The following is a 19,053-nucleotide window of genomic DNA, read 5'->3' as shown; positions in this document are numbered from 1 at the left end:
CGCTAGCTGGGGTTCGTGTCGATGACGCCGACCCGGTCGGTCTTGCTGAGCAGGGCCTGGCGCAGGGCGACGTAGACGTCCTGCGGGGTGACGGCGGTCTTCTTGCCGGTGGCGCGGGTGATGAGGACCCCGTCGAACTGGCCGCCGTAGAGCTTCTTGAGCGCGACGAGGTCCGGCTTGTCGACGAGCTTGCCGTTGACCGCCTCGACCCTGAGGAACTTCCACAGGGAGTTCTGCGGGCTGAGCGGAAGGGAGATGCCCGTGTCCGTCTTGACCGTGACGAGACCCGACATCGCCGGTTCCGCGAAGGCCTTCATCTCGCGGTCGACCTCGGCGTTCGTGACCGTGGGCTGCTTGGTCGTGGTGGCGACCGCGACCGGGTCGGTGGAGCCGGTCTCCACCTGGGTGCGGTAAGCCTCCTTGATCGCCTCGATCGACCCGGCGGCGTCGATGCCCTTGCCCGCCTTGCCGTAGACGGCGACGGCCTTGCCGGACTTGAACTCGATCGTGCCCTCGGTCATCGAGCCGGAGCCGCCGGCCGCGGCCTGCAGGGCGGCGGTCAGCTTCTCCTCGTCGACGGGCATGTCCGGCTCGACCACGCGGTGCTGTCCGAACAGGGAGCCGATGACGGAGATCGGGTTGTAGTCGCTCTTCGCGGCCGCGGAGACGGTCGACTGCTCGTCGAACTGGAGGCCCGCCTGGTCCGGCGTGAGGGAGACGGTGGAGCCGCCGACCTTGAGCTTCAGCGGCTTGTTCACGCTCTTGCCGAAGGCCGCGTCGAGCTTCTTGACCGCGTCGTCGCGGGTGCCGCCGCCGATGTCGACGCCGAGCACGGTGGTGCCCTTGGGCACGTCGGAGTGGTTCATCAGCAGCCCGGCGCCGTAGGCACCGACGCCGGCGACGACCACGAGTCCGCCGACCAGGACCAGCTTGTTGCGGCCCTTCTTTTTCTTCTTGGGCGCGTTGGACGCCGACGAGCTCTGCGAGGGCGCGTCGGGCAGCTTCGGGGGCGTGTGCGGGCCCGAGGGCTCGGTGTCGGTGCCCTGGCCGAACGCGCCCGGTCCGAACGGCGAGTTGGCGCCCTGCGGCACCACCGGCATGCCGCTGGTGACGGTGTGCCCGGAGACGTTGTCGGGGGCCGGGTAGCCCTGTGTGCCCGGCTCGGGGGCCGGCTTCTGCGGGGTGAGGATCGCGGTGTCGTCACTGAGCCCGCCACCGGGGCCGAGGCTCGCACCGGGGCCCTGCGGACCGGCGTTGATGCCGGTGCCGGGGCCCTGCGGGCCGGAGCCGATGCCCGTACCGGGGCCCAGGGGACCGGCGCCGAGACCCTGGGGGCCCGCGCCCGGGCCGAGGGGGCCGCTGCCGGGTCCCTGCGGACCCGCGCCGGGGCCGCGAAGGCCGGAGCCGGGGCCCTGCGGGCCGGAGCCGGGGCCGACGCCGCTGCCGGGGCCGAGGGGACCCGCGCCCGGACCCGCCGGTCCGCCGGGGCCTGCTCCGATCCCGGCCGGGCCCGCGCCGATGCCGCCGGGGCCCGCGCCGATCGGCGGGACCATCGGGCCGTCGCCGGTGACCGGGCCGCCCGTCGGGCCCGCGGGGCCCTGTGAACCGCCCTGGCCGCCGCGGCCGTTCGGCCCGTTGAAGCCGCTGGCGCCGCCCTGGCCGCCGTAACCGTCCGGGCTGTTGAAGTCGTTCGCACCGGGGTAGGTGTCCGGGGCGTTGAAGTCGATCGCGCCGCCCGGGCCGCCGTAGGTGTCCGAGCCGCCGTAGCCGCTCTGGCCGTTCGGCGAACCCTGGCCGTGCTGCGCGCCGCGGTCGTTCTCCGAGAAGTACGGCAGGTCGTCGCGGCGCGGCTCGCCGCCGGGGCGCGAACCGTTGCCGCCGCCCAGCGGTCCCGCGGCCAGGGCCTCGGTGACGTCGAAGGAGCCGGTGCCGCCGCCGTGCCCGGGGGCCACGGGCCCGCCGGTCGCTCCGCCGGGGAGCCCGGCGCCGTTCGTCCCGCCCGGCCGCGCGCCGCTCGCGCCGCCGGACCGGGAGCCGCCCGGCACGCTCATGGAGCCGACCACACCACCGGGACGCCCGGAACCCGTACGCGGACCGACGGGAGCACCCGTACCGGATCCGCCCGGTCGCGCGCCGCCGGAAGCGGCACCCGCCGCGGTCGCGCCGGCACCCGAACCGCCGGGCAGACCGGCCCCGTTGGTGGCGCCGCCGCCCTGACCGCCCTTCGCGGGGCCGGACTTGCGCGGGGCGAACCAGTCGCTCTGCTTCTCGGCCGACTGGCCCGGCTCGGCGGACGGCTCGACGGCACCCGTGGCCGGGCCCGCTGCCGGGAGCTCGGTCTCGCCGGTCTCCTCGGCGGGGCTCTCGGTACCCGCGACGGGCGTCCGCACGACGACCGGCGGAATGGGCCGCGACCCGGGGATGTTGATCCGGATACGGGTCGTCAGCGTGGTCTCGGTCTTGCGCTCCTCCGGCTGCGCGGCCGAACGGCCCGCATCCGTACCGGCGTCGGAAGCCGTGGGGGTCCCGTACGGCGGCGTGCCGGAGGGGTATGCGGCCCCGCCGTGCCCGTTGGGCCCGGAGGACGGAGTGTCAGTTTCACGACTCAAGGCAGGTTCTCCCGGTTGGCTCCGCCGCCCGACACGACCTGAACACGCGGGCGGCTCGGCGGCGCGCACCACCATACTGGCCACTTCTGGCGCGTATCCCACGACCGCCGGGGAAACCCACACGGCACTTGCACGCGCCCTTAACGGCGAAGTGGTACGTCACTTGCCAAGTCGGACGTCACGACCGACCGGTTGCCGCCCCTGACCAAGGGTGGCGCAGATCACAGCGACGGCCATCCCTCCGAGGAGGAAGAGGTACGAGCCTCCTCCCGCGCCGAAGAGGAAGTCCCCCTCGGGTCTGCTCGCGGTGAGCAGGATGACGGCGATCATCCAGCCGGCCGCGGGCGCCACGGCCCCGCCCCGGCTGCCGGTGGCCCGCGCTCCGCCGAGGCAGAGCCCCGCCTCACCGGCGAGTGCGAGCAGCAGTCCGCCGGGGAACCAGCCGGCCTGCACGAGGGAGCCGGCGGCGCCGACGACCGCGCCGAGCACGAAGAGGGCCACATACAGCAGCGTCCGCCCGGCGGAGGGCCGCCGCAACGGCTGGGCGAGCAGGGAACCGCGCTCGTTCACGACGCCTCCCCGGCACCCAGCCCGGCGAACAGGTCGTTCTCTCTCGGCGCCCCGGCCCGCCCGCGCACCAACTCGTAGTACTCGGTGGTGAAGAGGGGTTGCGCGAGCTCGTTCGAGAGCGCGAAGTACGGCTCCGCGACCTCGATCTGTGTCGCGTGCGCCCGCATCGCGGCGGCCTTGGCCCCGGCGTACGCAGTGCCGTCGATCTCGGCGGTGATGCGCTCGTCGGCCACGACGCCCGGCACGTCGTCGAGGACGCCGGCCTTGGAGAAGGGCAGAGCGGACAAGTCGCCCTCAAGCCGGGCGAAGGCGGCTTCACCGACGGACCGGGGCACGCGGTTCCAGTAGACCTTGGGGATCTCCCAGCCCCGCTCCGCGGCCAGCTCGGCGGCGCGCATGGCGACGCGGTGGGCCTGGATGTGGTCGGGGTGGCCGTAGCCGCCGTTGTCGTCGTACGTGACGAGGACCTGGGGGCGTACCTCCAGGATCACCTCGGCGAGCCGGCCGGCGGCCTCGTCCACGTCGGCCTGCCAGAAGCAGGCCGGGTCCTCGTTGTCCGGCAGGCCCATCATTCCGGAGTCCGTGTAGTGGCCCGGGCCGCCGAGCAGACGGAAGTCCTCGACGCCGAGCCCGGCCATGGCGGCGGTGAGCTCGCCCAGCCGGTGCTCGCCCAGCGCCGCGCCGGTGAGGTGGCGCAGCCCGGGCGGGATGACCTCGCCGCGCTCGCCGAGCGTGCAGGTGACCAGGGTCACCCGGGCACCCTCGGCCGCGTACCTGGCCATGGTCGCGCCGTTGTTGATCGACTCGTCGTCCGGGTGCGCGTGCACCAGCAGCAGACGCCGGGTGGGTTCCGTCATGGAGCCCACCCTACGAGGCGCCACTGACAGCGCGGCGCAGCCCCGGTCAGAACTTGATGCTGCCGATCATGCTCGCGATGTTCGTCGTCAGGTCGTTGATGGTGGGCGCGACGGTCGACGAGGCGAGATAGAACCCGAGAAGGATGCAGACGACCGCGTGCCCGCCCTTCAGCCCGGACTTCTTGACCAGTAGGAAGACGACGATCGCCAGCAGCACCACCGCCGAAATCGAGAGTGCCACGGCGGCTCACCTCCAAAGATCCACAGGAGCGCGGGGGTCGGACCAAGGGGCAGAAAAGTCCGTGCAGATAAATCCACAAGGACCAGCAGGTTCATACCCACTATGCGCTAGTGATCATAACTATCCGTGCGTGCGCATCGGTCGGCGCACGGCCGCACAAGGGGGCGCATGGCCAATATGGTCGGGGCATGACGACGACGTCCGACTCCTTCCCCCGCCGGCACGCCCGCACCCAGCGCTTCACGCTCGGCGCGCCGCGTGCTTTCGCCGTGGCTCCCGACGGTGCCCGTGTCGTGTTCCTGCGCTCCACCTCCGGTACGGACAGGGCGAGTTCCCTGTGGGTTCTCGACACGGCGGACGGCGGGGAGCGCGTGGCGGCCGACCCGCGCGCCCTGCTCGACGGCGGCTCGGAGGACCTGTCGCCCGAGGAGCGGGCGCGGCGCGAGCGCAGCCGTGAGGGCGGCGCCGGCATCGTCGGCTACGCCACCGACGCGGACGTGGAGTTGGCCTCTTTCGCCTTGTCAGGGCGGCTTTTCACGGCCGAACTGCGGGCCGGCACGGCACGTGAACTCCCCGTCCCGGGACCGGTGATCGACCCCCGCCCTTCCCCCGACGGCCGGCACATCGCGTACGTGGCCCGGGGCGCCCTGCGCGTGGTGGGCGCCGAGGGCGAGGGCGAACGGGCGCTCGCGGAGCCGGAGTCGGCCGAGGTCACCTATGGACTGGCCGAGTTCATCGCGGCCGAGGAGATGGGCCGTTCGCGCGGCTTCTGGTGGTCCCCGCAGTCCGACCGGCTGCTGGTCGCGCGCGTGGACGACACGCCGGTACGGCGATGGTGGATCTCGGACCCCGCACAGCCGGAACGTGATCCACAGCACGTCGCCTATCCCGCGGCCGGCACCGACAACGCGGACGTCCGGCTGTTCGTCATGGGCCTGGACGGCTCGCGCACGGAGGTCGTCTGGGACTGGGCCCGTTATCCGTATCTGGCGCATGCGCACTGGTCAGACGCGGGTGCGCCGCTGCTGCTCGTACAGGCGCGCGACCAGCGCAGCCAGCTGTTCCTGGCCGTGGACCCGGACACCGGGGCGACCCGCCTGGTGCACGCGGACGAAGATCCAATTTGGCTTGATCTTTTCGCCGGGGTGCCCTGCTGGAGCCCTTCGGGACGGCTCGTGCGGGTCGCGGACGAGGGCGGCGCGCGGGTCCTCGCGGTGGGTGAACGGCCGCTCACGGGACCGCAGTTGCATGTCCGCGCGGTGCTGGACGTGAGCGACGCCGACGTGCTGGTCTCGGCCTCGGCCGGGGAGGAGGCCGAGCATCCGGAAATCGGCGAGGTGCACGTATACCGGGTCAACGAGCTCGGCCTGGAGCGCGTGTCGCAGGAGCCCGGCGTGCATTCGGCGGTGCGCGCCGGGGGCGTGACCGTGCTGGTGTCCGCCACGCTGGACCGGCCCGGGGCCCGGGCGCATGTGCTGCGGGACGGCGACCGAAGGGAGATGGGGGTCCCCCCGGCCGAAGGCTGGGGGAAGATCGCGACCGTCACCTCGTACGCCGAAGATCCCGGTTTGTCCCCGCGCGTGACGCTCACCGAGGGGGGCGCACGGCGAATCCCGTGCGCCGTGCTCTTGCCACGTGACTACGCCGGTGACACCTCGCTGCCGGTGCTCCTCGACCCGTACGGCGGTCCGCACGGGCAGCGCGTGGTCGCCGCGCACAACGCGCATCTGACCTCGCAGTGGTTCGCCGACCAGGGCTTCGCGGTGGTCGTCGCCGACGGGCGGGGCACCCCGGGGCGCTCCCCCGCCTGGGAGAAGGGCGTCCACCGGGACTTCACCGCCTCCCTCGACGACCAGATCGAGGCCCTCCAGGACCTCGCGAAGACGCACCCCCTGGACCTGTCCCGGGTGGCGATCCGCGGCTGGTCGTACGGCGGCTGGCTGGCGGGCCTCGCGGTGCTGCGCCGGCCGGACGTCTTCCACGCGGGCATCGCGGGCGCGCCGGTCACCGACTGGCGGCTGTACGACACCCACTACACGGAGCGGTACCTGGGCGACCCCGGCGCGGACCCGGAGGCGTACGCGAAGAGCTCGCTCGTCACCGACGAGGGGCTGTCCGACCCCGCCGAGCCGCACCGGCCGCTGATGATCGTGCACGGTCTCGCCGACGACAACGTGGTCGTCGCGCACGCACTGCGGCTGTCCTCCGCGCTGCTGGCCGCGGGCCGCCCGCACGAGGTGCTGCCGCTGTCCGGGGTGACCCACATGACGCCGCAGGAGCAGGTCGCGGAGAATCTGCTGCTGCTCCAGGTGGACTTCCTCAAGCGCTCACTGGGGCTCGCATAAGCACACAAACCCATGTCAATCGCGTTAACACGCAGGCAACTTGGCCGACCCGGTCCCGATATACGGACGCGTCAGTCTAAAGAACGTACGGCCGTGCGGGTGCCGTAAACGGACCGGGGTGCGCCATGTCACCCCGGTCCGTTGCCGTCCGGGGTCTGCGAAGGGCTCTCGCCCGGCTCCTCCGGCGGCACCACCTGCTTCTCCTCCGCGAAGTGGCACGCCGAGTCGTGGGCCGCCGGGCCGCTCGCGAGGCGGAACTCCGCAGGGACCGCGAGCAGCGGCACCTCCAGCGCGCAGCGTTCCTGCGCCTTCCAGCAGCGGGTGCGGAAGCGGCAGCCGGAGGGGATGTTCGTCGGGGACGGCACATCGCCGGAGAGGATGATCCGCTCCCGGTGCTCGCGGGCCTCCGGGTCGGGCACGGGGACGGCGGAGAGCAGCGCCTGGGTGTACGGGTGGGTCGGGTGGTCGTAGATCTCCTGGTCCCGGCCGATCTCCACGATCCGCCCGAGGTACATCACCCCGACCCGGTCCGAGATGTGCCGCACGATCGACAGGTCGTGCGCGATGAAGACGTAACTCAGCTCGAACTCGCTCTGCAGCCGGTCGAGCAGGTTGATCACCTGGGCCTGCACGGACACGTCGAGCGCGGAGACCGGTTCGTCGGCGACGATGACCTCGGGGCGCAGCGCCAACCCGCGCGCGATGCCGATGCGTTGACGCTGGCCGCCGGAGAACTGGTGCGGGTAGCGGTTGATGTACTCGGGGTTGAGCCCGACGACGTCCAGCAGCTCCTGGACCTTCTTGCGCCTGTCGCCCTTGGGCGCCACCTCGGGGTGGATCTCGTACGGCTCCCCGATGATGTCGCCCACCGTCATGCGGGGGTTGAGGGAGGTGTACGGGTCCTGGAAGACCATCTGGATGTTGCGGCGGACCGACTTGAGCGCCTTGCCGGACAGCTTGGTGAGGTCCTCGCCCTTGTACTTGATCAACCCTTCGGTGGGCCGCTCAAGATTGACCAGCATCTTGGCAACGGTTGACTTGCCGCAGCCGGACTCGCCGACGATGCCGAGGGTCTCGCCCTTGTTGAGCGTGAAGTCGACGCCGTCAACGGCCTTGACGGCACCGACCTGTTTCTTGAACAGAATGCCCTGGGTCAAGGGGTAATGCTTGACCAGTCCACTCACTTCCAGGATCGGCTCGCCCTGGTCAATTCGATCAAGTTGATCAACCATTGAGGCACTCCCTCCAGAAGTGGCAGGCACTGCCCCGGTCCTCGTCAACCTCGTACAGAGGCGGCACGTCGGTCCTACAGACGTCTTGGGCCATCGGGCAGCGGGGGTTGAACGCGCAACCCGGAGGGATGTGCATCAAGTTGGGCGGCAGTCCCTTGATCGCGTACAGCTCCTGCCCCTTCTGATCAAGACGGGGGATGGAATCGAGGAGTCCCCGCGTATAGGGGTGGGCCGGCGCCTTGTAGATGTCGTGCACCGGCGCCGACTCGACGATCCGGCCCGCGTACATCACGGCGATCTTGTCGGCGACGTCGGCGACCACGCCGAGGTCGTGGGTGATGAGGATGAGCCCCATGTTGTACTCGCGCTGCAACTCGGCGAGCAGGTCCATGACCTGGGCCTGGACGGTGACGTCGAGGGCCGTCGTCGGTTCGTCGGCGATGATGAGCGCGGGCTCCAGGGCCAGTGCCATGGCGATCATGATGCGCTGGCGCATACCGCCGGAGAACTGGTGCGGGTAGTCCTTGACCCGGGCCGCGGCGGCCGGGATGCGTACGCGGTCCATCAGCTCGACGGACTTGGCGCGGGCGTCCTTGCGGGACATCCCCCGGTGCACGACGAACATCTCGCCGAGCTGGTCCCCCACGGAGAGCACGGGGTTGAGGGAGGACAGCGCGTCCTGGAAGATCATCGCCATCTCGGCACCGCGGACCTTGCGCCGCTCGTCCTCCTTGAGCTTGAGCAGGTCCTGGCCCCGGAAGAGGATCTCGCCGCCGGTGATCCGCCCGGGCGGCATGTCGAGGATCCCCATCACGGCCTGCGCGGTCACCGACTTGCCCGACCCGGACTCCCCGAGCACGGCAAGGGTCTCCCCCTCGTCCACGCTGTAGTCGACCCCGTTGACAGCCTTGGCGACCCCGTCCCGGGTCCGGAACTCCACGTGCAGATCACGCACTTCGAGCAGCATGACGGCGACTCACCTCAGCTTCGGGTCGAGGGCGTCGCGGACCGCGTCGCCGAGCATGATGAACGCGAGGACGGTGATCGCGAGGGCTCCGGCGGGCCAGAGGAGCATGTGCGGGGCGTTGCGGATGTAGGCGGAGGCCGCCGAGATGTCGATGCCCCAGCTGACCGTGGGGGGCTTCAGGCCCACGCCGAGGTAGGACAGGGTCGCCTCCAGGGCGATGTACGTGCCCAGCGCGATGGTCGCCACGACGATGACCGGCGCGACGGCGTTGGGCGCGATGTGGCGCAGCAGGATGCGGGAGTCGGAGGCGCCCAGGGCGCGGGCCGCCTGGACGTAGTCGTTCTGCTTGGCCGTGATGACCGAGCCGCGGGCGATGCGGTAGACCTGGGTCCAGCCGAGCAGCACGATGAACCCGATGACCGGCCAGATCGTGTTGCTGGTCACCACGGAGAGCAGCACGAGACCGCCGAGCACGACCGGGATCGCGAAGAAGATGTCGGTGATCCGGGACATCACCGAGTCCCAGGCCCCGCCGAAGTACCCGGCGAGCCCGCCCAGGATGGAGCCGAAGACGGCGACGCCCAGTGTGGAGAGGACACCCACGCTGATGGAGATACGGGTCCCGTACACCGTGCGCGTGTACACGTCGCAGCCCTGGCCGTCGTAACCGAAGGGATGGCCCGGCTGGGATCCCTCCTGCGCCTTGGCGAGGTCGCACTTCAGCGGGTTTCCCGAGGCGATCAGGGACGGCCAGAGGGAGATGACGACCAGGAAGAGGATCACGAGGGCGGAGATGATGAAGACCGGGTTGCGCCGGAGGTCCCGCCAGGCGTCGGACCAGAGGCTGCGGGCCCGTCCGCCGGAGGCGGCTGATGGATGCAGCTGCTGGGGGCCGGTGCCTTCCGGTCCTCCCGGGGTCCTCTCCAGCGTCTCCGCCTCGCTCGTCGCGAGGTCCATCGCGCCGCCCATGCCGGTCCCGGCGATGGCACCCTCCGGTTCGTACGGCTGCTCAGGCATAGCGGATCCTCGGGTCGAGTACGGCGTACAGGAGGTCGACGAGCAGGTTGGCGACCAGGAAGACGAGGACGAGGACCGTCACGAAGCCGACGACGGTCTGGGTGTTCTGGCGGAGGATGCCCTGGTAGAGCTGGTAGCCGACGCCGTGGATGTTGAAGATCCGCTCGGTGACGATCGCGCCGCCCATCAGGGCGCCGATGTCGGTGCCGATGAAGGTGACCACGGGGATGAGCGAGTTGCGCAGCAGGTGCCGGATGATCACCCGCTGGCGGGGCAGGCCCTTGGCGATGGCCGTACGGACGTAGTCGGCGCGCCGGTTCTCCGCGATGGAGGTGCGGGTCAGCCGGGTGACGTAGGCCAGGGACACGGACGCCAGGACCAGGCCCGGCACGATCAGTTCGCTGAAGGTGGCGTCCGTGGAGACCGACGGTTTGATCCAGCCCCACTCGACGCCGAGCAGCAGCTGGAGCAGCAGGCCGGTGACGAAGGTGGGGACGGAGATGACGACCAGGGTGAGGAGGAGGACCGAGGTGTCGACGGGACGGCCTCGCCGTAGACCCGTGACCACGCCCAGCGTGATGCCGATGACGATCTCGAAGAGGATCGCCACGATCGTCAGCCGGATGGTGACGGGGAACGCGGTCGACATCAGCTCGGTGACCTTCTGCCCGTTGAACGCCGTACCGAAGTCTCCGGTGAAGACGTTCCCCATGTAGGTCAGGTATTGCTGCCAGACCGGCTTGTCGAGGCCGAACTCCTTCTTCAGCTGGGCGGCCGTGGCCGGGTCGCACTGCCGCTCGCCGCACAGGCCCGCGATGGGGTCGCCCATCACGTTCACCATCAGGAAGATCAGCAGCGTGGCCCCGATGAACACCGGGATCATCTGGAGCAGACGCCGGACCACGTACCGTCCCATGCGCGGTCAGCCCACCTTGATCTCGTTGTAGACCGGGACGCTGAAGGGGTTGAGGGCGACGTTGGAGAGGCGGTCGGACCAGCCGGCGCTGCCGTTCTGGTACCAGAGCGGGATGGCCGCCATGTTGTCGCGTACGACCTTCTCGGCGTCCTGGAAGAGACCGATGGCCTTGCTGGTGTCGGTCTCCTGGTTGGCCTGGTCGACGAGCTTGTCGAAGTCCTTGTTGGACCACTTGCCGTCGTTGGAGGAGGCGTTGGTGTAGTAGAGCGGCTGGAGGAAGTTCTGGATGAGCGGGTAGTCCATCTGCCAGCCGGCCCGGAACGGCCCGGACATCTTCTTCTCGGTGATCTGGTTGCGGAAGTCGGCGAAGGTGCCGACCGGGTTGCCGACGCAGGCCTTGTCGTTGCCGAGCGCGTTGTTGATGGAGTTGCACACGGCGTCCACCCACTCCTTGTGCGAGCCCGTGTCCGCGTTGTACGTGATCTTGACCTGGCCGCCGGGCAGCCCGCCGCCCTCCTGGATCAGCTTCTTGGCCTCGTCGGGCTTGTACTCGCAGCCGTCGCCGCACAGCCCGTCCTGGAAGCCGCCCTTCTCGCCGAGGACCGGTGAGGTCCAGTCGGTGGCCGGGGTGCGGGTCTTCTGGAAGATGGTGTTGGTGATCTGCTCGCGGTTGATGGCCATGGACAGGCCCTTGCGGACCTTCTCCGAGCCGCTCTTGTTCCAGTTCTTGTCGTAGTACGGGAAGGCGAGCGTCTGGATGATGCCGGCGGGGGTGTTGAGGTAGCGGTCGCCGAGGTCGTTCTTGACGTTCTTGAGCTGGGCGGCCGGGACGTCGTCGACCAGGTCGAGGTTGCCGGCCATCAGGTCGGTGTAGGCGGTGTTGTTGTCGGTGTAGACCTTCAGGTCGACGCCGCCGTTCTCGGCCTTGTCGTCACCGGGGTAGTCGTCCCACTTCCTGAGGGACATCTTCGAACCCTTGGTGTACGACTCGATCGCGTACGGCCCGTTGCCGACCGGCTTCTTGATCCACGCGTCATGGGCGCTGAAGAAGGTCTTGGGCAGCGGGGCGAAGGCCGGGTAGCCGAGGGTGTCCGGGAAGGTCGAGAACTTCTGGGTGAGCTTGATAGTGAAGGTGTTCGTGCCGGTGACCTTCAGGCCGGAGAGCGTGTCGGCGGTCTGCTTGGAGCCGTCCTCCGGGTGGACCTTGTCGTAGCCCTCGATGTATCCGAAGAAGTACGCGTTCTTCTGGTTGTTCTTCAGGGAGGCTCCGTAGTTCCAGGCGTCCACGAAGGACTGGGCGGTGACGGCCTCGCCGTTGCTGAACTTCCAGCCACTCTTCACGGTGACGGTGAAGTTCTGCGAGTCCGAGGTGTCGATCTTCTCGGCGAGCATGTCCTCGGCGGCGCCCGTCTTCGAGTTGTACCGCTTCAGGCCGCGGAAGATCATGTCGAGGACCTTGCCGCCCTGCACCTCGTTGGTGTTGGCCGGCTCCAGCGGGTTCTGCGGGTCTCCCCAGGAGGAGCTGAGCACCGCGCTGCTGTCACCACCGCCGCTGCCGCTGTCCCCGCCCCCACAGGCCGTGGCGGCGAGTGCGACCGCCGCCGCGCATGCGGCCCACTTGGCGTGCGTGGCTCCACGCATGGAGTGCCTCCTCAGAAATGCCAGTCCGTTATCGGCAAATATCGGGGCAAGTCACATACACCGCACATTCGGCGCGCCCATTTGCAGGAGTCACGAGATCGTCACGGTGGCGGAATCCGTTCGGTGACGGCGTCAGCGCCTCACCAGGACCCCTTCAGTGGTCTCGACCAATATCGGCGGGATCGCACATCAATTCGGCGTTTCCGCAGGCCACGGAGGTTTCATGCGCCGTTGACGGGTGCAGACCACCGCTGATAGACACACTCATCACCCAGCTGGCGTCACCAGGCGAAACCCGGTCCCGAAGCTCCGACAAGCCGTCCCTGTGCGAGCGATGACGCGAGGTCACGATTCCATGAGCACTCAAGACCAGCACGGCAGAAGGCGTTCACACCCGAGAAGCCCGTTCTCTCGTGCGCTCCGGCTGGTCGCCGCCGCCGGCGCCGCCGCGCTGACCCTCTCGGCGGGCCTCGCGACACCACTGAACCCGGCGCCCGAGCGGGCCCAGGCCGCCGACGGCGACAAGGTGCTCACGGTCGCCGTCGCCCAGAGCGTCGACTCGCTGAGCCCCTTCCTCGCGGTACGGCTGCTCAGCACCAGCATCCTGCGGCTCACCTACGAGTACCTGACGGACTACGACCCCGGGGACGCCCACCCGGTACCGGGCCTCGCCACCAGCTGGAAGCCGTCCGCCGACAAGCTGACGTGGACGTACACGATCCGCTCGGACGCGAAGTGGTCGGACGGGCAGAAGGTGACCGCCGAGGACGCCGCCTGGACGTTCGACAAGATGATGACCGACGAGGCGGCCGCCACCGCGAACGGCAGCTTCGTCGCCAACTTCCGCAAGGTGACGGCCCCGAGCCCCACCCAGCTGGTCATCGAGCTGAAGAAGCCGCAGGCGACCATGACCGCGCTGGACGTGCCGATCGTCCCCGAGCACATCTGGAAGGACGTCAAGGACTTCTCGAAGTTCAACAACGACAAGTCCTTCCCCGTCGTCGGTGACGGACCGTTCGTCCTCACGGACTACAAGGCGGACAGTTACGTCCGGCTGAAGGCGAACAAGAGCTTCTGGCGCGGGGCGCCCAAGTTCGACGAGCTGGTCTTCAAGTACTACAAGGACCAGGACGCGGCGGTGGCCGCCCTGCGCAAGGGCGAGGTCTCCTTCGTCGCCGGCCAGCCCGCCCTGACGCCGGCTCAGGCGTCTTCTCTCAAGGGCCAGCAGGACATCCACGTCAACGAGGGCCCCGGCCGCCGCTTCTACGCCCTGGCCACCAACCCGGGCGCCCAGGCCAGGAACGGCCAGAAGTTCGGCGACGGCGACCCCTCCCTGCTGGACGAGCGGGTCCGGCACGCCCTGTTCATGGCCGTCGACCGCAAGACCATCATCGACAAGGTCTTCCAGGGCCACGCGGTCGAGGGCCAGGGCTACATCCCGCCGCGCTTCTCCACGTACTTCTGGCAGCCCTCGGGCAGCCAGACCCTCTCGTACGACCCCACGAAGGCGGCCCAGCTCCTCGACCAGGCGGGCTACAAGAAGAACGCCGACGGCAAGCGGGTCGGCAAGGACGGCAAACCGCTGAACTACCGCGTCCTGTGCCACGCCACCGACCCGAACGACAAGGCGGTCGGCCAGTACCTCAAGGAGTGGTGGGGCAAGCTCGGCATCGGCATGACGCTCGACTGCCTGGACAACGTCACCGACCCCTGGCTGGCCGGCAAGTACGACCTCGCCTTCGACGGCTGGTCCGTCAACCCCGACCCGGACTACGTGCTGTCCATCCACACCTGCGCGGCCCTGCCCGCGACCCCGAAGGACACCGGCGCGACCGACAACTTCATCTGCGACAAGACGTACGACGACCTGTACGCCAAGCAGCTCGCCGAGTACGACTCGGCCGAACGGGCCGACATCGTCAAGCAGATGGAGTCGCGGCTGTACGACCTCGGGTACATGAACGTCATGGCGTATCCGAACGCCGTCGAGGCGTACCGCACCGACCAGATCAAGTCGATCGAGACGATGCCCAAGGCGGCCGGCAACATCTACGGCCAGGACGGCTACTGGAGCTGGTGGTCGGCCGTGCCCGCCGACTCCTCGTCCTCCTCCGGGGGTTCCTCGACCGGCGTGATCATCGGGGTCGTCGCGGGGGTCGTCGTGCTCGCCGCGGCCGGGGTGTTCTTCGCGATGCGCCGCCGCACCACCGCCGACGACCGCGAGTAGGTGGTCCATGGTCTCCGACGCCGTAACAGCGCCCGTCGCCAAGGCGAGACGGCCCCGCACGGGCACCGGCTATCCGCGGTACGTCGCCGCCAAGGCGGGCGGTGCCGTCGTCTCGCTGCTCGCCGTCCTCGTCACCGGCTTCTTCCTGTTCCGGCTGATCCCGGGCGACCCGGTCAAGACCATGACCGGCGGCCGCCCGGTGGCCGCCGAGCAACTGGCCGCGTACCGACGGGAGTTCGGGCTCGACCTCCCGCTCTGGCACCAGTTCACCGACTACTGCGGCAAGGCGCTCACCGGCGACCTCGGCACCTCGTACCAGTTCCGCACCCCGGTCATCGACAAGATCACGGAAGCCCTGCCGAACACCCTCCTGCTCACCGGCACGGCCTTCATCCTCTACACCGCGCTCGGCATGTGGCTCGGCACCCGCTCGGCCTGGCGGCACGGCAGGCTCGGCGACCGGCTCAACACCGGCCTGGCGCTGACCCTTTACTCCGTCCCGTCCTTCTGGCTCGGCCTGCTGCTCATCATCGTGTTCGCGGTGGGCCTCGGCCCGATCCCCGGGCTGTTCCCGACCGGCGGCATGGAGTCGGGCGGCAAGGAGGGCTTCGCGTACGTCGTCGACGTCGCCCATCATCTGATCCTGCCGGTGATCACGCTGGTCGCGGTCGAGTACGGGCAGACCCTGCTGGTCACCCGCTCGGCGCTGCTAGACGAGATGGGCAGCGACTACCTGACGACGGCCCGCGCCAAGGGCCTCCGCGACGACCTCGTCCGCCGCCGGCACGCCGTACCGAACGCGCTGCTGCCCACGGTCACCCTGGTCTTCGTCAACCTCGGCCGGACCGTCGCGGGCGTCATCCTGGTCGAGACCGTGTTCTCCTGGCCGGGCCTCGGCGGCCTCTTCTACCAGGCCCTCAGCGTGCCCGATCTCCCCCTGGTCCAGGGCCTGTTCCTCGTCTTCGCCTCGGCGGTGATCGTCATGAACACCCTGGCCGACCTGATCTATCCGCTGCTCGACCCCCGGGTGGGCCGATGACGACCGACACCGCAGCCACCCCGGCTCCCGGCCCGCGCGCGCTCGCCTGGCAGCGGCGCCGCCGCTCCGCCGCACGGTTCTGGCGGCAGTACCGCACCCACCGCGCCGGACTCGTCGGCCTGGCCGCGCTCGTCCTGTTCGCGCTGGTCGCGCTGACCGCGCCACTGACAGTCGGCTCGGACGTGACCGGGGTGACCGACGCGCCGGGCAACCCGCTGGAGGCACCGAGCGCCGAATTCCCGCTGGGCACCGACCGGTTCGGGCGCGACCTGCTCGGCCTGGTCGTCTGGGGCTCCCGGGTCTCCCTCCTCGTCGGCCTGCTCGCGGCCGTGCTGTCGGTGGCGATCGGCGCGGTGGTCGGGATCACCGCCGGGCACTTCAAGGGCGCGTACGCGACCGTGCTGATGCGGGTCACCGACTGGTTCCTCGTCATGCCGACGCTGGTCCTCGCCATCGCCCTGGCCACCGTGATGTCCCGCTCGCTGGGCACGGTGATCCTCGCGATCGGCGTCACCTCCTGGCCGACCACGGCCCGGCTGGTGCGCGCCCAGACGCTGGCGGTGGAGTCACGGCCGTACATCGAGCGCGCGAAAGCGCTCGGCGGCGGCCACTGGCACGTCATGACCCGCCACGTCCTCCCCAATGTGATGCCGCTGGTGCTCGCCCAGACGACCCTGATGATCTCCTCGTCCGTGCTGGCCGAGGCGACGCTCGCCTTCCTCGGGCTCGGGGATCCGACGGTGATCTCGTGGGGCGGGCTGCTGCAGGACGCGCGCGAGGCGGGAGCGGTCAGTGCGGGCGACTGGTGGTACCTGGTGCCGCCGGGCATCGCGATCGCGGTCGTGGCGCTGACGTTCACGCTGTGCGGGCGGGCCGTGGAGTCCGTGCTCAACCCGAGGCTGGGGGTGGCCCGTTGACACTCCTGGAGATCCGGGACCTGACCGTGACGTATCCGGGTGGGGCCGCCGCCGTCCGCGGTGTGGACCTGTCCCTCGACGCCGGCCGCAAGCTCGGCATCGCCGGCGAGTCCGGCTGCGGCAAGTCCACTCTCGCACTCGCGCTGCTGCGGTTGCTCCCGACCGGTACCGAGGTCGGCGGGGAGATCCTGCTCGACGGCGAGGACGTCCTGAAGATGCGGTGGGGCCAGGTCCGCGCGGTGCGCTGGGCGGGGGCCTCGATCGTCTTCCAGGGCGCGATGCACTCGCTCAACCCCGTGCACCGCGTGGGCGACCAGATCGCCGAGCCGATCCTGCTGCACGGCGGGGCGACGGCCGGGGCGGCGAAGAAGCGGGCCAGGGAGCTGCTGGAGCAGGTGGGTCTGCCGGCGGCGCGGGCAAGGGCGTACCCCCACGAGCTCTCGGGTGGCCAACGGCAACGCGTGATGATCGCCATGGCCCTGGCCTGCGACCCCCGCCTGGTCATCGCGGACGAACCGACCACAGCCCTCGACGTGATGATCCAGGCGCAGATCCTCCGACTGATCGAACAGCTGGTCAGCGAGCAGGAGTTGGGCCTGATCATGATCAGCCATGACCTGGCCGTCCTCGCCGACACCTGTGACCGGCTGGCGGTGATGTACGCGGGCCGGGTGGTCGAGGAGGGTCCGGCCCGGACGGTGTACGAGGACGCGCTGCACCCGTACGGCAGGGCCCTGTCGGGGGCCTTCCCGCGCATCGGCGACCCGGCCTCCCGCTTCGCCCCGCGCGGCCTGCCGGGCGACCCGCCGGACCCCTCGGACCTGCCGTCCGGCTGCGCGTTCCATCCGCGCTGCCCGGTGGCGCTGGAGGAGTGCGCGGTGGAGGACCAGTGGCTGCGGGAGGGCGAGCCGGGGCGACGGGCGGCGTGCGTGCACGTGGGTACGGCAGTGCCGCCGCCGACGGGCCCGACGCAGGACGTGAGGAGTACGACATGACGACTCCCGATCCGCTGCTCAGCGCGCGGGGACTGCACGTGACGTTCCCCGGACGGCACGGCGCGCCGGCGGCCCGGGCCGTGGACGGCGTCGAACTGGACATCGGGGCCGGGGAGATCGTGGCGCTGGTCGGCGAGTCGGGCTGCGGCAAGACGACGTTGGCACGCTCCTTGCTGGGGCTGGTCCCGCCGACGGCGGGGAGCGTGAGCTTCGCCGGAAAGCCACTGACCTACAACTCCCGTGCGCTGAAGGCGTATCGGAAGCGCGCACAGCTGGTGCTGCAGGACCCGAGCGGCTCGCTGAACCCACGCCACACGGTGTACGAGGCGGTGGCGGAGGGCCTGCGGATCCACGGCTACAGGGGCGACGAACAGGCGCCGGTGGCGGGGGCGTTGGCGCGAGCGGGCCTCAGACCCCCCGAGCGCTTCTTCCTGCGCTACCCGCACGAGCTGTCGGGCGGCCAACGCCAACGGGTGGTGATCGCGGGCGCGTTGGTACTGGAGCCCGAACTCCTGGTGGCCGACGAGCCGGTGGCGTCCCTCGACGCGTCGGTCCGGGGCGAGATCCTGGCCCTGCTGCTGCGCCTGCGCACGGAACTGGGCCTGTCCGCGCTGGTGGTCACCCATGACCTGGGCCTGGCGTGGAACATCGCCGACCGGGTGGCGGTGATGTACCTGGGCCGGATCGTGGAGACGGGCACGGTGGAGGAGGTCCTGACGGCACCGAGACACCCGTACACCCAGGCCCTGCTCTCGGTCCTCCCGGAAGCCCCGGGCGCCCCGGTGGTCCTGACCGGCGAACCCCCGGACCCCTCCCGCATCCCGCCCGGCTGCCGCTTCCACGCGCGCTGCCAGGTACTGGCGAGCGGCGAGGCGGAGGAGGCGGGCGTGGCGGAGTCATGCCGAACCGAGGACCTGGAGATCCTGGCGGGGAGCGGGGAGGGGCAGGTGGCGTGCCACTGGGCGCGGGCGAGGGTGACTACGTAACTTCGCCGGCCACCAACTCGACCTCGAAACCGTCGGAGTTGGCGAGGTAGGCGGCGTAGTGCTCGGGCCCGCCGGCGAACGGATACCGCTCGGCGAAGAGCGACTGCCAGCCGTGGGCGGGGGCGGCCGCGGCCAGCACGTCTACGTCGTCGCGCGAACCGGCATGAAAAGCAAGGTGGTTGAGCCCGGGCCGCATCCGGTCGTGTGCCGCGTCGGTCATCGCCGGGGACTCCTCGACGACCAGATAGGTCTCCCCCGCCCGCCAACTCCGCCCCCGCTCCCACTCCTGATACGGCACCCACCCAAGCCGCCCGAGCAACCAGCCCCACTCCCGCACCGCACGGTGCAGCGAGGGAACCCAAAGCTCAACGTGGTGCAACATGCATCTCCCTGCACAGAAACGCCGCAAAGGGGCGCGGGGAACTGCGCGACCAGCCACGACGGCGCAGCAGACAACACGCAACCGGCCCCCCGAAACAAGAGTTCCCGGCACC

Annotated in this window: 16 protein-coding genes; 6 read left to right on the top strand and 10 right to left on the bottom strand. The window is 70.3% G+C overall.

The window, feature by feature from the left end:
* Positions 1-2 precede the first annotated feature (2 nt).
* From ABZ848_RS42690 to ABZ848_RS42675, 4 genes are all read right to left on the bottom strand, one after another.
* Positions 3-2,609: a hypothetical protein gene (locus ABZ848_RS42690; protein WP_360840842.1), complete on the bottom strand. Its 2,607-nt coding sequence runs from the start codon at positions 2,607-2,609 to the stop codon at positions 3-5.
* 159 nt (positions 2,610-2,768) lie between these two features.
* On the bottom strand, positions 2,769-3,179 hold the full coding sequence (locus ABZ848_RS42685) for a DUF6113 family protein (RefSeq protein ID WP_360840840.1): 411 nt from the start codon (positions 3,177-3,179) through the stop codon (positions 2,769-2,771).
* The gene (mshB, locus tag ABZ848_RS42680) at positions 3,176-4,036 is read right to left on the bottom strand and encodes an N-acetyl-1-D-myo-inositol-2-amino-2-deoxy-alpha-D-glucopyranoside deacetylase (protein WP_360840838.1); all 861 of its coding nucleotides are present in this window, start codon (positions 4,034-4,036) and stop codon (positions 3,176-3,178) included. Before mshB ends, ABZ848_RS42685 begins: the two co-directional genes overlap by 4 nt.
* A gap of 46 nt (positions 4,037-4,082) precedes the next feature.
* The gene (locus tag ABZ848_RS42675) at positions 4,083-4,277 is read right to left on the bottom strand and encodes a hypothetical protein (RefSeq protein WP_058923418.1); all 195 of its coding nucleotides are present in this window, start codon (positions 4,275-4,277) and stop codon (positions 4,083-4,085) included.
* Positions 4,278-4,465: 188 nt separating this feature from the next.
* Between ABZ848_RS42675 and ABZ848_RS42670 the strand changes: the two genes are divergently transcribed.
* Complete coding sequence (locus ABZ848_RS42670; RefSeq protein ID WP_360840836.1) at positions 4,466-6,622, top strand: prolyl oligopeptidase family serine peptidase; 2,157 nt, start codon at positions 4,466-4,468, stop codon at positions 6,620-6,622.
* A 128-nt stretch (positions 6,623-6,750) separates the two neighbouring features.
* Here ABZ848_RS42670 and ABZ848_RS42665 read toward each other — a convergent pair whose 3' ends face one another.
* From ABZ848_RS42665 to ABZ848_RS42645, 5 genes are read right to left on the bottom strand one after another with little or no spacing between them, the layout of a single operon-like run.
* Complete coding sequence (locus ABZ848_RS42665) at positions 6,751-7,854, bottom strand: dipeptide ABC transporter ATP-binding protein (protein ID WP_360840835.1); 1,104 nt, start codon at positions 7,852-7,854, stop codon at positions 6,751-6,753.
* A complete protein-coding gene (locus tag ABZ848_RS42660) occupies positions 7,847-8,821 on the bottom strand; it encodes an ABC transporter ATP-binding protein (protein ID WP_360840833.1) in 975 nt (324 codons plus the stop codon). The genes ABZ848_RS42665 and ABZ848_RS42660 overlap by 8 nt, the downstream gene beginning before the upstream one ends.
* A 9-nt stretch (positions 8,822-8,830) precedes the next feature.
* Positions 8,831-9,838, bottom strand: coding sequence for an ABC transporter permease (locus tag ABZ848_RS42655; RefSeq protein WP_360840831.1), 1,008 nt, complete (start codon positions 9,836-9,838; stop codon positions 8,831-8,833).
* Positions 9,831-10,754 carry an ABC transporter permease gene (locus tag ABZ848_RS42650; protein ID WP_360840829.1) on the bottom strand — a complete coding sequence of 308 codons (924 nt, stop codon included), beginning with the start codon at positions 10,752-10,754 and terminating at the stop codon, positions 9,831-9,833. The genes ABZ848_RS42655 and ABZ848_RS42650 overlap by 8 nt, the downstream gene beginning before the upstream one ends.
* Before the next feature lie 6 nt (positions 10,755-10,760).
* Positions 10,761-12,395 carry an ABC transporter substrate-binding protein gene (locus ABZ848_RS42645; RefSeq protein ID WP_360840827.1) on the bottom strand — a complete coding sequence of 545 codons (1,635 nt, stop codon included), beginning with the start codon at positions 12,393-12,395 and terminating at the stop codon, positions 10,761-10,763.
* Between the two features lie 355 nt (positions 12,396-12,750).
* On the opposite strand from ABZ848_RS42645, the gene ABZ848_RS42640 reads away from it, so the two are divergent.
* The 5 genes from ABZ848_RS42640 to ABZ848_RS42620 are packed head-to-tail and all read left to right on the top strand — an operon-like array spanning position 12,751 to position 18,559.
* Positions 12,751-14,622, top strand: a complete 1,872-nt coding sequence (locus ABZ848_RS42640) for an ABC transporter substrate-binding protein (protein WP_360840826.1) — start codon at positions 12,751-12,753, stop codon at positions 14,620-14,622.
* A gap of 7 nt (positions 14,623-14,629) precedes the next feature.
* Positions 14,630-15,661: an ABC transporter permease gene (locus ABZ848_RS42635; RefSeq protein ID WP_360840825.1), complete on the top strand. Its 1,032-nt coding sequence runs from the start codon at positions 14,630-14,632 to the stop codon at positions 15,659-15,661.
* Positions 15,658-16,578, top strand: coding sequence for an ABC transporter permease (locus ABZ848_RS42630; RefSeq protein ID WP_360840823.1), 921 nt, complete (start codon positions 15,658-15,660; stop codon positions 16,576-16,578). Before ABZ848_RS42635 ends, ABZ848_RS42630 begins: the two co-directional genes overlap by 4 nt.
* Entirely contained in the window at positions 16,575-17,573 is a 999-nt protein-coding gene (locus tag ABZ848_RS42625) for an ABC transporter ATP-binding protein (protein ID WP_360840822.1), read from the top strand. Before ABZ848_RS42630 ends, ABZ848_RS42625 begins: the two co-directional genes overlap by 4 nt.
* Entirely contained in the window at positions 17,570-18,559 is a 990-nt protein-coding gene (locus ABZ848_RS42620) for an ABC transporter ATP-binding protein (RefSeq protein ID WP_360840821.1), read from the top strand. The genes ABZ848_RS42625 and ABZ848_RS42620 overlap by 4 nt, the downstream gene beginning before the upstream one ends.
* Here ABZ848_RS42620 and ABZ848_RS42615 read toward each other — a convergent pair.
* Positions 18,552-18,941, bottom strand: coding sequence for a VOC family protein (locus ABZ848_RS42615; protein ID WP_360840819.1), 390 nt, complete (start codon positions 18,939-18,941; stop codon positions 18,552-18,554). The two genes, ABZ848_RS42620 and ABZ848_RS42615, sit on opposite strands and share 8 nt — an antisense overlap.
* Between the last annotated feature and the right edge of the window lie 112 nt (positions 18,942-19,053).

It is taken from the genome of Streptomyces sp. NPDC047081 (assembly GCF_040643775.1).
GTDB lineage: Bacteria > Actinomycetota > Actinomycetes > Streptomycetales > Streptomycetaceae > Streptomyces.
The sequence above is the reverse complement of the archived record's forward strand: the minus strand, read 5'-3'. Positions and strand labels throughout refer to the sequence as shown.